General features: G+C 37.8%; 14 protein-coding genes, 1 pseudogene and 1 other annotated feature. All 15 genes and pseudogenes read left to right on the plus strand.

The genetic code is table 11. The features are described 5' to 3' along the window. Positions 1–484: EF-Tu C-terminal domain-related protein (locus ABG79_RS11470; protein ID WP_242859339.1), on the plus strand; the 484-nt coding region annotated here is incomplete at its 5' end. 157 nt (positions 485–641) lie between these two features. After that, complete coding sequence (gene rpmG / locus ABG79_RS11475) at positions 642–791, plus strand: 50S ribosomal protein L33 (protein ID WP_057979611.1); 150 nt, start codon at positions 642–644, stop codon at positions 789–791. Between the two features lie 28 nt (positions 792–819). After that, positions 820–1,047 carry a preprotein translocase subunit SecE gene (gene secE / locus ABG79_RS11480; protein WP_057979612.1) on the plus strand — a complete coding sequence of 76 codons (228 nt, stop codon included), beginning with the start codon at positions 820–822 and terminating at the stop codon, positions 1,045–1,047. Positions 1,048–1,077: 30 nt separating this feature from the next. Further along, entirely contained in the window at positions 1,078–1,599 is a 522-nt protein-coding gene (nusG, locus tag ABG79_RS11485; RefSeq protein WP_057979613.1) for a transcription termination/antitermination protein NusG, read from the plus strand. A gap of 26 nt (positions 1,600–1,625) precedes the next feature. Then, on the plus strand, positions 1,626–2,051 hold the full coding sequence (gene rplK, locus ABG79_RS11490; RefSeq protein ID WP_057979614.1) for a 50S ribosomal protein L11: 426 nt from the start codon (positions 1,626–1,628) through the stop codon (positions 2,049–2,051). A 54-nt stretch (positions 2,052–2,105) separates the two neighbouring features. Next, positions 2,106–2,801: a 50S ribosomal protein L1 gene (gene rplA, locus ABG79_RS11495; protein ID WP_057979615.1), complete on the plus strand. Its 696-nt coding sequence runs from the start codon at positions 2,106–2,108 to the stop codon at positions 2,799–2,801. 44 nt (positions 2,802–2,845) lie between these two features. After that, positions 2,846–2,972: a sequence feature (ribosomal protein L10 leader region), on the plus strand. Between the two features lie 34 nt (positions 2,973–3,006). Next, positions 3,007–3,504 (plus strand): 50S ribosomal protein L10, encoded by a 498-nt coding sequence (gene rplJ, locus ABG79_RS11500; RefSeq protein WP_057979616.1) that lies wholly within the window; start codon positions 3,007–3,009, stop codon positions 3,502–3,504. A 27-nt stretch (positions 3,505–3,531) separates the two neighbouring features. Continuing rightward, positions 3,532–3,897 carry a 50S ribosomal protein L7/L12 gene (gene rplL, locus ABG79_RS11505; protein WP_057979617.1) on the plus strand — a complete coding sequence of 122 codons (366 nt, stop codon included), beginning with the start codon at positions 3,532–3,534 and terminating at the stop codon, positions 3,895–3,897. 258 nt (positions 3,898–4,155) lie between these two features. Then, positions 4,156–7,669 (plus strand): annotated as a pseudogene (gene rpoB, locus ABG79_RS11510) (DNA-directed RNA polymerase subunit beta); the annotation flags it as partial. Between the two features lie 243 nt (positions 7,670–7,912). Continuing rightward, on the plus strand, positions 7,913–11,410 hold the full coding sequence (gene rpoC, locus ABG79_RS11515) for a DNA-directed RNA polymerase subunit beta' (RefSeq protein WP_057979619.1): 3,498 nt from the start codon (positions 7,913–7,915) through the stop codon (positions 11,408–11,410). 148 nt (positions 11,411–11,558) lie between these two features. Then, the gene (locus tag ABG79_RS11520) at positions 11,559–11,804 is read left to right on the plus strand and encodes a ribosomal L7Ae/L30e/S12e/Gadd45 family protein (protein ID WP_057979620.1); all 246 of its coding nucleotides are present in this window, start codon (positions 11,559–11,561) and stop codon (positions 11,802–11,804) included. Positions 11,805–11,857: 53 nt separating this feature from the next. Next, positions 11,858–12,232 (plus strand): 30S ribosomal protein S12, encoded by a 375-nt coding sequence (gene rpsL / locus ABG79_RS11525; protein WP_057979623.1) that lies wholly within the window; start codon positions 11,858–11,860, stop codon positions 12,230–12,232. A 119-nt stretch (positions 12,233–12,351) separates the two neighbouring features. Further along, complete coding sequence (gene rpsG, locus ABG79_RS11530) at positions 12,352–12,822, plus strand: 30S ribosomal protein S7 (RefSeq protein ID WP_057979621.1); 471 nt, start codon at positions 12,352–12,354, stop codon at positions 12,820–12,822. A 103-nt stretch (positions 12,823–12,925) separates the two neighbouring features. Next, entirely contained in the window at positions 12,926–15,007 is a 2,082-nt protein-coding gene (gene fusA / locus ABG79_RS11535) for an elongation factor G (protein WP_057979622.1), read from the plus strand. Positions 15,008–15,024: 17 nt separating this feature from the next. Beyond that, positions 15,025–15,461 (plus strand): GTP-binding protein (locus ABG79_RS11540; RefSeq protein WP_152978249.1); only part of this gene is annotated, 437 nt, incomplete at its 3' end.

Genomic DNA, 15,461 nt, shown 5'->3' on the forward strand with positions numbered 1-15,461 from the left:
AATATTGAAGGTAGGCGACGAAGTAGAAATCGTAGGACTACAAGATGAAAAGAAGAAGACAGTAGTAACTGGTGTAGAAATGTTCAGAAAGATACTAGACATGGCAGAAGCAGGAGACAACATAGGAGCACTATTAAGAGGTGTAACAAGAGAAGAAATCGAAAGAGGTCAAGTTCTTGCAAAGCCAGGTTCAGTAAACCCACACAGAAAATTTGAAGGTCAAGTATACGTATTAAAGAAAGAAGAAGGTGGAAGACACACTCCATTCTTTAACGGATACAGACCACAATTCTACTTCAGAACAACAGACGTAACAGGTTCAATCAAGTTACCAGATGGAGTAGAAATGTGCATGCCAGGAGACCACATCAATATGGATGTTGAGTTAATCACTCCAATCGCAATGGAAGAAGGATTAAGATTTGCGATTAGAGAAGGTGGAAGAACAGTAGGCGCTGGCGTTGTTGCTAAGATTTTTGAATAATACAAAACCGGAGGTCGAAGGTCGGAAGTCACCCTTTCGATGGCGGCTTCCGCTTTTGTTTGTATTAGTATTGACAGTAAAATTCTAATGTGATAATGTAATTAAGAAATGTGCAATTTAAGTTGCAGCATTCCGTCTAAATTAGGAGGTGTAAACAGTGAGAGTTAAGGTTACACTTGCATGCCAAGAATGTAAGCAAAGAAACTACCATTCAAACAAAAACAAGAAGAATGACCCAGACAGATTGGAATTCAGAAAGTATTGCAAATTCTGCAAAAAGCACACAGTTCATAAAGAAACAAAGTAATTTTATTAAATTATAAGGGTGTGAAACTATGTCTGCTGAGGTTAAAGTAAGTAAAGTTGGGGAAAATAACAAGATAGTAAAATATCTTAGAGAAGTTAAGGCAGAGTTTAAAAAGATTACTTGGCCTGAAAGAAAAGAAGTTATTAATACTACAAAAATAGTTCTTGGGACTTTGGCTATCTTTACATTGATAGTTTGGCTCATGGATTCAGTTTTTGGATTCGTCTTTAGAAAGGTATTAGATTACATTAGATAAAGGAGGGAGGGGCCGAAGGTCCCTTAGATTATGGCGGACAAAGCAAGATGGTATGTTGTTCACACTTACTCGGGGTATGAGAACAAGGTTAAAGCAAATCTAGAAAAGACAATCGAAAACAGAAATTTACAGCATTTATTCTTTGATATACAAATTCCGATGGAAGAAGTTATTGAAGAAAAAAACAACAAGACAAAGGTTGTCCAAAGAAAAAAATATCCGGGTTATGTGTTGGTTAAAATGATTATGAATGATGATTCTTGGTATATTGTAAGAAATACCAGGGGAGTTACAGGTTTTGTCGGACCAGGGTCTAAACCAGTTCCATTAACTGACGATGAAGTTGATGCTATGGGAATAGTTGAGCCAATTGTTGATTTAGATATTGAGATTGGTGAAAATGTAAAGATTATAAAGGGTCCGCTTGAAAACTTTGTAGCACAAATTCAAGAAATTAACATGGAAAAGAAAAAGATTAAAGCTCTGGTTAACATGTTTGGTAGGGAAACTCCTGTTGAACTTGATTTTAACCAGGTTGAAAAAATACTATAATGTTCATTCTAAGGAGGTGCTAGATTATGGCAAAGAAAGTAGTAGGTATGGTTAAGCTACAATTGCCAGCAGGAAAAGCTACACCAGCTCCACCAGTTGGTCCAGCTTTCGGTCCATATGGTATCAATATCATGCAATTTGTTAAGGAATTCAACGCAAAGACTGAAAAACAAGTAGGTCTTATTATTCCTGTAGTTTGCACAATCTATGCTGACAGATCATTCAGCTTTATTTTAAAGACACCACCAGCATCAGTATTGTTAAAGAAGGCTGCTGGAATTGAAAGCGGTTCACCAGTGCCAAACAAGCAAAAGGTTGCTAAGGTTTCAATGGCTAAGGTTAGAGAAATTGCTGAACTTAAGATGCCAGATTTAAATGCAGGTTCACTAGATGCAGCTATCAGCATGGTTAAAGGAACTGCAAGAAGCATGGGCATTGAAATTGTAGAATAATTCACGCGCAGGCGTGGGAGGTAAAAACCGTTAATACCACGAGGAGGGATATAGATGAAAAGAGGTAAGAATTATTTAGAAGCTGCTAAGTTGGTAGATAGAAATACTCTCTATTCACCAAAGGAAGCTTTAGATTTAGTTCTACAAACAGCAAGAGCTAAATTTGATGAAACTGTAGAAGTTCACGTAAGACTTGGCGTTGACCCAAGGCACGCTGATCAACAAGTTAGAGGTGCGGTAGTATTACCACACGGAACAGGAAAAACTGTTAGAGTTCTTGTTTTTGCTAAAGGCGAAAAGGCAAAGGAAGCAGAGGCTGCAGGTGCAGATTATGTAGGCGCAGAAGAACTTGTAGATAAGATTCAAAAGGAAAATTGGTTTGATTACGATGTAGTTGTTGCTACACCAGATATGATGGGTGTTGTAGGTAAGTTGGGTAAGGTTCTTGGACCAAAGGGATTAATGCCAAACCCAAAATCAGGAACAGTTACATTTGATGTAGCAAAGGCTATAGCTGAAATAAAGGCTGGTAAAGTAGAGTATAGAGTTGATAAAACTGCTATTATCCACGTCCCAGTTGGAAAAAAATCATTTGGAACTGAAAAGCTGGCTGAAAACTTCCATACTTTAATGGAAGCAATCGTTAAGGCAAAACCAGCTGCTGCAAAGGGACAATACATCAAGAGTGTTGTTGTAGCAAGCACAATGGGACCTGGAATTAAGATAAATCCAGTAAAAGTTCTTGAATAATGTTGACTTTTACTAAAGTTAATGGTAAAATTAACGTTGTGTTAATTGAATTAGGAAATTAACCGTAGACAGTAGGTGCCATAAGGCGTAACGGGATACCAACCTACCGAGGTTTTAGATAGGACTTTTAGGCCTCTCTATGTCTACGGAGAGGCCTTTTATATTGTAAAAGGCCTCATAAATAAAGGGCAAGGAGGTGCACAAAGTGGGCAACAGAGAAATAAAAGAAGCAAAAGTTAGGGAACTCGTTGAAAAGTTCCAAAGAGCTCAAGCAATAATCCTAACTTCTTACATTGGAATAACTGTTGCAGAAGACACTGAGCTTCGTAGGAAGATGAGGGAAGCAGGAGTAGAATACAAGGTAGTTAAAAACACGATGACATTAAGAGCAGCAAAAGAACTTGGATTCGAAGGATTAGAAACTTACCTTGAAGGTCCAGTAGCTCTTGCTATCAGCTATGACGATCCAACAGCACCAGCTAGATTGCTTGCTGAGTTTGGAGAAACTCATAAGGCAATTGAATTAAAAGCAGGTATTGTGCAAGGACAATTATTTGATACAGCTAAGGTTAAGGAACTCTCAAAGATACCACCAAGAGAAGTTCTACTTGCAAAGTTCCTTGGAAGCATCAAATCACCAGTTTCAAAACTTGTTTATGTGCTTGATGCTATTAGAAAACAAAAAGAAGAAGCAAATGCATAATAATTAAAAATTTTGGAGGTGTTTTAAATGACAATACAAGAAATCATTCAAGCTATAGAAAATATGACTGTTCTTGAATTAAATGAATTAGTAAAGGCATGCGAAGAAAAGTTCGGAGTTAGCGCAGCAGCTCCAGTAGCAGTTGCAGGTGCAGTAGCTGCAGCTCCAGCAGCTGAAGAAAAGACTGAATTCGATGTAATACTTGCTAACGCAGGTGCTGAAAAGGTTAAGGTTATAAAGGTTGTTAGAGAAATAACTGGTCTTGGATTAAAGGAAGCTAAGGACCTTGTTGACGGAGCTCCAAAGACACTTAAGGAAGGCGTAAGCAAGGAAGAAGCTGAAGCTATAAAGGCTAAGTTAACAGAAGTTGGAGCAACAGTAGAAGTTAAGTAATTGAATAAAATTTTTATAGAACTTTTATAGAAGCTGTCTCGAAAGAGGCAGCTTTTAGTTTTTTAAGAAAAATTTATTTACTTTATTGACATGAAAGGTATGTTGTGGTAACATATTAAAATGCATGAATAATGGGATTATATTGTATTTTTGTAGATAATTTTTTCTCAAAATGTATATAATGCATATTTTTAGTCAACAATATTACAATGGAGTAGTGCGTCATTGGTATTTATTTTATGTAAGGGGTGAGATTTGATGGTACATCCTGTTAAAGTTGGTCGTAGGACCCGTATGAGCTTTTCAAAAATAAAAGAAGTAATCGACATGCCACTTCTTATTGAGATTCAACTCAATTCATACAAATGGTTTTTAGACGAAGGACTTAAAGAAGTATTTGAAGATGTTAATCCAATAACGGATTACACAGGTAATTTGGTTCTCGAATTTATTGACTATAGGTTAGACTATGAGAACATCAAATATTCAGTTGAAGAATGCAAAGAAAGAGACGCTACATACGCAGCTCCATTGAAGGTAAAAGTTAGACTTGTAAATAAAGAAACTGGAGAGGTAAAGGACCAAGAAGTCTATATGGGAGATTTTCCATTAATGACTGAGCAGGGAACCTTTATTATTAATGGGGCTGAAAGAGTCATAGTAAGCCAGCTAGTTAGGTCTCCAGGTGTTTACTATGCAGAGACAATCGACAGATCAGGAAAGAGGCTTTACTCATCAACTGTAATTCCCAATAGAGGTGCTTGGATTGAATATGAAACAGATTCTAATGAAATATTGTATGTAAGGTTAGATAGAACAAGAAAACTACCATTGACAGTATTTATTAGGTCTCTTATGGACATGGGAACAGATGCTGAAATACTTCAATTTTTTGGAGAAGATGAGCACCTTAGAATTACTATCGAAAAAGATGGCTCTAAAACTAAAGATGATGCTTTATTAGAAATTTACAAAAGGTTAAGACCAGGCGAGCCTCCTACAGTTGAAAGTGCAAAAGCTTTATTAGATTCACTATTCTTTGACCCTAAGAGATATGATTTATCAAGGGTTGGTAGATACAAATTCAACAAGAAACTATCTTTAGCAAATAGAATAGTTAATCAGATTTCTGTAAATACTTTAGCTCACCCGCTTACTGGTGAAATATTAATCGAAGAAGGTCAAAAAATCGATAGGGAGACAGCTCAAAAGATACAACACAGTGGTATAAATGTAGTAAATCTATTAATTGAAGGCAAAGAAGTAAGAGTTATTGGAAATAATTTTGTTGATTTGAATAAATTAGGTCTTCCTTATGATTTTAGTGACTTAAAGATTAAGGAAATGGTGCATTTCCCAACATTAAAGGCTATATTGGACGAATTTGATAATGAGGATGATATAAAGGATGCAATTAGGCAAAGAATGAGCGAGCTTGTTCCAAAGCATATAATAAAGGATGATATGTTTGCATCTATTAGCTATTGCCTCAATTTGTCTTTTGGGCTTGGTTATGTAGATGATATCGACCACCTTGGAAATAGGAGAATTAGGTCTGTTGGAGAGTTATTGCAAAATCAATTTAGAATTGGTCTTTCCAGAATGGAAAGAGTTATAAAAGAAAGAATGACTATACAAGATTTAGATGCAGCAACTCCACAGCAGTTGATAAATACAAGACCTGTAGTTGCAGCGATTAAGGAATTCTTTGGTTCATCACAATTATCTCAATTTATGGACCAAACAAATCCTCTATCAGAATTAACTAATAAGAGACGTCTATCCGCTTTAGGACCTGGAGGGCTTTCAAGAGAAAGAGCCGGCTTCGAAGTAAGAGACGTTCACCATTCACATTATGGAAGAATGTGCCCAATTGAAACACCAGAAGGTCCAAACATAGGACTTATAAACTCTCTTGCAACTTATGCAAGAGTTAATGAATATGGATTTATAGAAGCTCCATACAGACTTGTTGATAAGGAAAGCGGAAGAGTTTTGGATAAAGTAGTATATTTAACTGCAGACGAAGAAGACCAATTCATCATTGCCCAAGCAAATGAGCCACTTGATGAAGAAGGTAGATTTATCGATAAGAGGGTTACTGCAAGAGCTAAAAAGGACATTGTAGTTGTTTCACCGCATGAAGTTGATTTGATGGACGTTTCACCTAAGCAGGTTGTTTCAGTAGCAACTGCTATGATTCCGTTCCTTGAAAACGATGACGCAAACAGAGCACTAATGGGCTCAAACATGCAGCGTCAGGCAGTTCCTCTTATTAAAACAGAAGCTCCTATAGTAGGAACAGGTATAGAATATAAGGCTGCAAAGGATTCTGGGATAATTCCTCTTGCTAAGTCTGATGGAGAAGTTATCAAAGTAACTGCTGATAATATACAAATCAGAAGAGATTCTGATGGCAAAATAGAAAGCTATAAATTGTTAAAGTTTAAGCGTTCTAATCAAGGAACGACAATAAATCAAAGACCAATTGTGAACGAAGGCGACAAAGTAAAAGCTGGGGATATAATTGCAGACGGTCCTTCGATTGACCAGGGAGAAATAGCACTTGGTAAAAATATACTTATTGGATTTATGACATGGGAAGGTTACAACTACGAAGACGCTATTTTGATTTCAGAAGAACTTGTAATGAACGATGTATTTACATCAATTCACATAGAAGAATATGAGTGTGAAGCGAGAGACACAAAGCTTGGACCAGAAGAAATAACAAGAGATATTCCAAACGTCGGAGAAGATGCACTTAGAGACCTAGATGATAGAGGAATCATTAGAATAGGTGCAGAAGTAAGATCCGGGGATATACTTGTAGGAAAGGTTACTCCAAAAGGAGAGACAGAACTAACTGCAGAAGAAAGACTTTTAAGGGCTATATTTGGTGAAAAAGCAAGAGAAGTTAGAGATACATCCTTAAGAGTTCCTCATGGTGAGGCAGGTATAATCGTAGATGTTAAGATATTTACAAGAGAAAATGGAGACGAATTACCACCAGGGGTAAATGAGCTTGTAAGAGTTTATATAGCTCAAAAGAGAAAAATATCAGTTGGTGATAAGATGGCAGGTCGTCATGGTAACAAGGGTGTTATTTCAAGAGTATTACCACGTGAAGATATGCCATACCTTCCAGATGGAACTCCACTGCAAATAGTTTTAAACCCTCTAGGTGTTCCTTCGCGTATGAACATAGGTCAAGTTCTTGAAGTTCATCTTGGAAGAGCTGCAAAGAAATTAGGATGGCATGTTGCAACTCCTGTATTTGATGGTGCTACAGAGGAGGATATCCAAGAATGTTTGGTTCAAGCTGGTTATGATCCGGACGGAAAGACTGTTTTATATGATGGAAGAACCGGAGAACCTTTTGACAATAGAGTTACTGTAGGTTATATGTATATTCTTAAGCTAGCCCACCTTGTTGATGACAAGATTCATGCTCGTTCAACGGGTCCATACTCACTGGTAACTCAACAGCCGCTTGGAGGTAAAGCACAATTTGGCGGTCAAAGGTTTGGTGAAATGGAAGTTTGGGCTATCGAGGCATACGGTGCAGCACATACACTTCAGGAGATTCTTACAGTTAAATCAGACGATGTTGTTGGTCGTGTTAAAACTTATGAAGCTATTGTTAAGGGTGAAAATATTCCAGAACCAGGTGTTCCAGAATCATTTAAGGTTCTAATTAAAGAACTTCAATCACTTTGCCTTGATGTTAAGGTTCTTGGAGAGGACAAACAAGAGGTTACTATTAAGGAAGATGTTGATTACGATGATGACCTCGATGAAATTCAAGGAACGATGGAATTTAGAGAAGATATTCCAACAACACCTTTAACAACTACTGAGGATATCGATGATTTTGAAGAAGATTTAGTAGATGATGATGGTGCACTTGAAGATTTAGAAGAGATTGATGATATTGAAAAATTAATGAACTTTAGTGTTGAAGATGACTTAGGCTTTGATGACGAAGAATAAATTACGAAGGGAGGCTGTCCCCTTGTTTGAACTTAATAACTTTGATTCTATGCAAATTGGTCTTGCTTCTCCTGAAAAGATAAGAGAATGGTCCAAAGGAGAAGTTAAAAAACCAGAAACAATAAATTATAGAACTTTAAAACCAGAAAAGGATGGGCTTTTCTGTGAAAGAATTTTTGGACCAGTTAAGGATTGGGAGTGCCATTGCGGTAAATATAAGAGAGTCAGATATAAGGGCATAGTGTGCGATAGGTGTGGAGTAGAAGTAACAAAATCAAAGGTAAGACGTGAGAGAATGGGGCACATTGAGCTTGCTGCCCCTGTATCCCACATCTGGTATTTTAAAGGTATACCATCAAGAATGGGACTTATATTAGATATGTCCCCAAGAGCTCTTGAAAAGGTATTATACTTTGCTTCCTATATAGTTATTGATCCGCGTGAAACCGGACTTGTTAAAAAGCAACTTTTAACAGAAAAGGAATATAGAGAAGCTGTTGAAAAGTATGGTGAAGGTTCCTTTGTAGCAGGAATGGGTGCAGAATCAATAAAGGAACTGCTAAGGGAACTTGACCTTGAAGTTTTATCCAGGGAACTAAGGTCGGAGCTTGAAACAAGCACAGGTCAAAAGAAGGTTAGAATTATTAGAAGACTCGAAGTTGTTGAAGCGTTTAGAAAATCAGGTAACAGACCTGAATGGATGATCCTAGATGTGCTACCTGTCATACCACCTGATTTAAGACCTATGGTTCAACTTGATGGTGGCAGGTTTGCTACTTCCGACTTAAATGATTTATATAGAAGGGTTATCAATAGAAATAACAGATTAAAAAGGCTTCTTGATCTTGGAGCACCTGACATAATAGTTAGAAATGAAAAGAGAATGCTTCAAGAAGCTGTTGATGCTTTGATTGATAATGGTAGAAGGGGAAGACCAGTAACAGGACCTGGTAACAGACCACTAAAATCACTTTCAGATATGTTGAAGGGTAAGCAAGGAAGATTCCGTCAAAATCTTCTTGGAAAGCGTGTTGACTATTCAGGACGTTCTGTTATCGTAGTAGGTCCAGAATTAAAGATGTATCAATGTGGTCTTCCAAAGGAAATGGCCTTAGAACTTTTCAAACCATTTGTAATGAAGAGATTAGTTGAAAAGGGAATAGCTCACAATATAAAAAATGCAAAAAAGATGGTTGAAAGAGTTAATAATCAGGTATGGGATATACTTGAAGAGGTAATTCAAGACCATCCTGTGATGCTCAACCGTGCCCCCACATTGCATAGACTTGGAATTCAGGCTTTCCAACCTGTATTAGTAGAAGGAAGGGCAATTAAGCTTCATCCTCTTGTGTGCACAGCATATAATGCAGACTTCGACGGCGACCAGATGGCAGTTCACGTGCCACTATCTGTTGAAGCTCAGTCAGAAGCTAGATTTTTAATGCTTGCAGCTCACAATATTCTTAAGCCATCGGATGGAAAACCTGTAACTGTTCCAACACAGGACATGGTGTTAGGTTCCTACTACTTAACTATCGAAAAGGATGGAGAACTTGGAGAAGGTAAATATTTCTCTTCGCCAGAAGAAGTTCTGATAGCATATAATCTAAAGGAAGTTGGATTGCATGCAAAGATTAATGTTAGAGTTACAAAGAAAATAAACGGGGAAACAGTTTCAAAAATAGTTAAAACAACACCTGGGAAAATAATATTCAACGAAGCAATCCCTCAGGATTTAGGATTTGTTGATAGAAGCAATCCTGATAAGGTTTGCGATTATGAAGTGGATTTCTTAACAGACAAGAAAGCCCTAAGCAAGATTGTTGAAAGAGTATACAGAAAGCACGGACCCACAGTAGCATCAATAACTCTTGATAGAATAAAGGCTTTAGGTTTCCACTTCTCAGCAATCGGTGCAATCACAATTTCTGTTTCGGATATGATTATTCCAGAAGCTAAGGCAAAATTACTTGCTGAGGCTGATTCAGAAGTTGATAATATTCAAAGATTGTTCAGAAGAGGCTTCATTTCCGAGGAAGAAAGGTATGAAAAGGTTATCGATACCTGGACAAAGGCAACAGAAAGCGTTACTGACGCTCTAATGAGCAACCTTGATAAGTTTAATCCTATATTCATGATGGCTAATTCAGGGGCGAGAGGTTCTAAGAACCAGATAAGACAGCTTTGTGGTATGAGAGGTCTTATGGCAAACCCATCAGGTAAGATTATAGAGCTACCAATTAGGTCATCATTCCGTGAAGGACTTAACGTTCTCGAATTCTTTATATCGACGCACGGCGCAAGAAAGGGTCTTGCGGATACTGCTCTTAGAACTGCTGACTCAGGATACTTAACAAGAAGACTTGTTGACGTTTCACAGGATACAGTTGTAAGAGAAGAAGATTGCGGAACTGAGGAAGGTTCATATGTTGAAGAAGTCAGAGAAGGCAATGAAGTAATTGAGGCATTAAAGGATAGACTTATAGGAAGATATACTGCAGAAGATGTTGTTAATCCTGAAACAGGGGAACTGATTGTTAAGAGAAATGAATATATAACAGATGATATTTATTCAAAGATTGAAAAGGCAGGAATTACAAGAGTTAAGATAAGAACAGTATTTAATTGTAAAACACGTTATGGTGTTTGTGCTAAGTGCTACGGAATGAATATGGCAACTGGGGAAAAAGTAAATATTGGTGAAGCTGTAGGTATTATTGCAGCACAATCAATCGGTGAGCCTGGAACACAGCTTACAATGAGAACGTTCCATACTGGTGGAGTTGCTGGAGCCGATATAACTCAAGGTCTTCCAAGAGTTGAAGAATTATTCGAAGCAAGAAAACCAAAGGGACTTGCAATCATAAGCGAAAAGGAAGGCATTGTCAAAGTGACTGAAGACAGAAAGAGAAAGATTGTAACTATTATCGCTGATGATGGCGAAGAAAAGGTATATCCTATTCCTTATGGTTCAAGGCTTAAGGTATTTGATGGACAAAGAATTGAGGCTGGAGCAGTTCTAACTGAAGGTTCAGTTAATCCGCATGACTTGTTGAGAATCAAAGGTGATGAAGCAGTTAGAGCATATCTGTTAGCTGAAGTTCAAAAGGTTTATAGATTGCAGGGTGTTGATATTAACGATAAACATCTTGAAATTATCGTAAGACAGATGTTAAGAAAGATTAAGATAGAAGATTCTGGCGACACTGATATGCTACCAGGAAGCTTGATTGATAAATTTGAATTTGACGAAGAAAATGAAAAGGCTATTAAAATGGGTCTAAGACCTGCAACTGGAAAGCCAGCGCTTCTTGGTATAACAAAAGCTGCACTTGCAACGGATTCATTCCTGTCAGCAGCTTCATTCCAGGAAACTACAAGAGTTCTTACAGATGCAGCAATTAAAGGCAAGATTGACCCGCTTGTAGGATTAAAGGAAAACGTAATAATAGGAAAACTCATTCCAGCTGGAACAGGTATGACAAGATACAGAAGTGTTGAGCTAATAAATGAAGAATAAGCAAAGGGGATGGCATATCCCCTTTGCAATAAAAATTGTCGAGTATTGACATTATTAATTAACAATGCTAAAATTGAATTTGTGTGTTTAGTTAATTTCTTGCCTCAATGAAGGTGAAAGATGACTTTCATCAAAGAGGGGGATTCATATGTTAACAAAATTACAGGGCAAAAAAGTAGTTGGAGCAAAGCAGACAATAAAAACTATTAAATCAGGACAGGCAGCGATAGTTTATATTGCTGAAGATGCTGAGGCAAAGGTAACAGCACCGGTAATCGAAGTTGCTAAACAGCATAATGTTGAGATTGTGTTTGTTGAAACAATGAAAAAATTAGGTGCACTTTGCGGTATTGATGTAGGCGCTGCAACTGCATGTATTTTAAAGGAGTTATAAAGCTTTATGCTTTATATATATATTGTGTTCAATTTGGAAGGAGGTGCGCACAAATGCCTACAATGAACCAGCTTGTAAGAAAGGGTAGAGAAAGAGTTGAATACAAGTCAAAGTCACCAGCTCTAAAGGGATGCCCTCAGAAGAGAGGAGTTTGCACAGTTGTTAAGACAATGACTCCTAAAAAGCCTAACTCAGCGTTAAGAAAAATCGCCAGAGTAAGACTTACAAATGGAATCGAAGTAACAGCTTACATCCCAGGTGAAGGCCACAACTTACAAGAACATAGCGTTGTTCTAATAAGAGGTGGTAGAGTTAAGGACCTCCCAGGTGTTAGATATCACATTATAAGAGGTGCCCTTGACGCTGCTGGTGTTAACAACAGAAAGCAACAAAGGTCAAAATACGGTACTAAGAGACCTAAGAAGTGATGTTTCAGTAGTGCTATGTGCAATATAAGCTCCTTCGGGTTAAGATAGATTGCATAGAGCACTTTGCGGCAAAGCCGAGTACCGATGAACTTAAATTTAATGTTAAGGAGGGAAGGAAAGTGCCAAGAAAGGGTTATGTTCCAAAAAGAGATGTATTACCGGACCCAATTTACAACAGCAAGGTTGTAACAAAGCTTATAAACAAAGTTATGTGGGACGGAAAAAAGGGTGTAGCACAAAAGGTTGTTTACGGTGCTTTTGATATAATTGCAGAAAAAACTGGTAAAGACCCATTAGAAGTTTTTGAAACTGCAATGAACAATGTTATGCCGCTTCTTGAAGTTAAAGCAAGAAGAATAGGTGGTGCAACATACCAAGTTCCAGTTGAAGTTAGGCCAGATAGAAGACAGACGCTTGGAATTAGATGGTTAGTTGATGCTGCAAGAAAAAGAGGAGAAAAGTATATGAGACTCAGACTTGCAGGGGAAATAATGGACGCAGCTAACAATACTGGTTCATCAGTTAAGAAAAGAGAAGATACTCATAAGATGGCCGAAGCTAACAGAGCGTTTGCTCATTATAGATGGTAATAAACATTCCCCTAAATGTGCATAACATTTAGGGGTATAGTATTAATTAACATTTAAGAAAATAATAATACTAAATAGATGCAGAAAGAAAGGAGGAATATTTGTGCCAAGAACGGTCCAATTAGAAAAAGTAAGAAACATAGGTATTATGGCACACATAGACGCTGGAAAGACAACAACTACTGAGCGTATATTGTTCTACACAGGTAGAACTCATAAATTAGGGGAAGTGCACGAAGGTGCTGCAACTATGGACTGGATGGTTCAAGAGCAAGAAAGAGGTATAACAATTACTTCTGCAGCAACAACTTGCCAATGGAAGAATCATGTAATAAACATAATTGACACGCCAGGACACGTAGATTTTACAGTTGAAGTTGAAAGATCATTAAGAGTATTAGATGGTGCGGTTGCAGTTTTCTGTGCAAAGGGTGGTGTTGAACCACAGTCAGAAACAGTTTGGAGACAGGCGGATAAATACGGTGTTCCAAGAATAGCTTATGTAAACAAGATGGATATCATGGGTGCAGATTTCTTCAATGTTGTTAAACAAATGAAGGAAAGACTTGGAGCAAAGCCGGTTCCAATCCAAATTCCAATAGGAAAAGAAGATACTTTCAAGGGTGTAGTTGACCTTATAAAGAACGAAGCTATTATATATGTTGATGACCTTGGAACTCAAGCACAAGAAACAGAAGTTCCAGAAGATTTAAAGGATTTAGCTGAAGAATACAGAACTCATCTTATTGAATCAGTTGCAGAAACTGATGAAGAATTGATGATGAAGTATCTTGAAGGCGAAGAATTCACAGTAGAAGAAATAAAGACAGCTCTTAGAAATGCAACTATTAAAGGGGAATTAGTTCCTGTAGTTTGCGGTTCTTCATACAAGAACAAGGGCGTTCAAATGGTTCTTGATGCAGTTGTTGAATATCTTCCTTCACCAGTAGATATACCAGCAGTTAAGGGTGTAAATCCAGACAATGGAGAAGAAGAAGAAAGAAAAGCAGACGATGCAGAACCACTATCAGCTTTAGCATTTAAGATTATGGCTGACCCATTCGTAGGAAAACTTGCCTTCGTAAGAGTTTACTCAGGTATACTAACTGCAGGAAGCTATGTTTTAAACTCAACAAAAGGCAAGAAGGAAAGAATAGGTAGAATCGTTAAGATGCACGCTAACCATAGAGAAGACGTTGAAGAATTAAGAGCAGGTGACATCGGTGCAGTAGTTGGACTAAAGGATGTTATAACTGGTGATACTCTTAGTGATGCTGATAAGCCTGTAATTCTAGAAAAGATGGAATTCCCAGAACCAGTTATAAATGTTGCAATTGAACCAAAGACAAAGGCTGGACAGGAAAAGATGGCGATAGCACTTCAAAAACTATCAGAAGAAGACCCATCATTCAGAACATATACTGACCAGGAAACAGGTCAAACAATTATCGCAGGTATGGGTGAGCTACACCTTGAAATAATTGTTGACAGATTACAAAGAGAATTTAAAGTAGAATGCAATGTAGGTAAACCACAGGTTGCTTACAAAGAAACAATCAGAAAGCAAGTTAAGGCTGAAGGTAAATTCGTTAGACAGTCAGGTGGTAGAGGACAATACGGTCACTGCTGGATTGAGCTTATACCACAGGAAAGAGGAAAGGGCTACGAATTCGTTAACAATATCGTTGGTGGTGTTATTCCAAGAGAATACATTCCAGCAATTGATAACGGTATCCAGGAAGCTATGCTTTCAGGTGTTGTAGCTGGCTACCCAGTTATAGACTTTAAGGTAGTTCTATTTGACGGTTCATACCACGAAGTTGACTCTTCAGAAATGGCATTCAAGATTGCAGGTTCAATGGCATTCAAGAATGGTATGCAAAAGGCGGACCCAGTTCTTCTTGAACCAATAATGAAGGTTGAAGTTACTGTTCCAGAAGAATACATGGGTGATGTTATAGGTGATATCAACTCAAGAAGAGGAAGAATAGAGGGTATGGAACCAAGAGGTGGAGCTCAAGTTATAAGAGCATTCGTTCCACTATCGGAAATGTTTGGATATGCAACTTCCTTAAGATCAAGAACTCAAGGAAGAGGAACTTATGTAATGCAATTTGATCATTATGAAGACGTTCCAGCGAGCATTCAAGCTCAAATAGTTGGAGCAAAGGCAAAAAATGAGTAATGGGGAGGTAAACAAAAATGGCAAAGGCGCATTTTGAGAGAACGAAGCCACACGTAAACATAGGAACAATAGGACACGTAGACCATGGTAAGACAACATTAACAGCAGCTATTACAACAGTATTAGCAAAATACGGAAGAGCACAAGCAACAAGATACGACGAAATAGATAAGGCACCAGAAGAAAAGGAAAGAGGAATAACAATTAATACAGCACACGTTGAATACGAAACAGAAACAAGACACTATGCACACGTAGACTGCCCAGGACACGCAGACTACGTAAAGAACATGATAACAGGAGCAGCACAGATGGACGGAGCAATCCTAGTAGTTAGTGCAGCAGATGGTCCAATGCCACAAACAAGAGAACACATCCTTCTTGCAAGACAGGTAGGTGTTCCATACATTGTAGTATTCTTAAACAAAGCAGACATGGTAGACGACCCAGAACT

The organism is Caloramator mitchellensis (genome assembly GCF_001440545.1).
Classification (GTDB): domain Bacteria; phylum Bacillota; class Clostridia; order Clostridiales; family Caloramatoraceae; genus Caloramator; species Caloramator mitchellensis.

Excerpts from the sequence above, each read along its gene's own strand:
- secE (WP_057979612.1), top strand. The coding sequence starts at position 820 with ATGTCTGCTGAGGTTAAAGTAAGTAAAGTTGGGGAAAATAACAAGATA.
- nusG (WP_057979613.1), top strand. The coding sequence starts at position 1,078 with ATGGCGGACAAAGCAAGATGGTATGTTGTTCACACTTACTCGGGGTAT.
- rplK (WP_057979614.1), top strand. The coding sequence starts at position 1,626 with ATGGCAAAGAAAGTAGTAGGTATGGTTAAGCTACAATTGCCAGCAGGA.
- rplA (WP_057979615.1), top strand. The coding sequence starts at position 2,106 with ATGAAAAGAGGTAAGAATTATTTAGAAGCTGCTAAGTTGGTAGATAGA.
- rplL (WP_057979617.1), top strand. The coding sequence starts at position 3,532 with ATGACAATACAAGAAATCATTCAAGCTATAGAAAATATGACTGTTCTT.
- ABG79_RS11520 (WP_057979620.1), top strand. The coding sequence starts at position 11,559 with ATGTTAACAAAATTACAGGGCAAAAAAGTAGTTGGAGCAAAGCAGACA.
- rpsL (WP_057979623.1), top strand. The coding sequence starts at position 11,858 with ATGCCTACAATGAACCAGCTTGTAAGAAAGGGTAGAGAAAGAGTTGAA.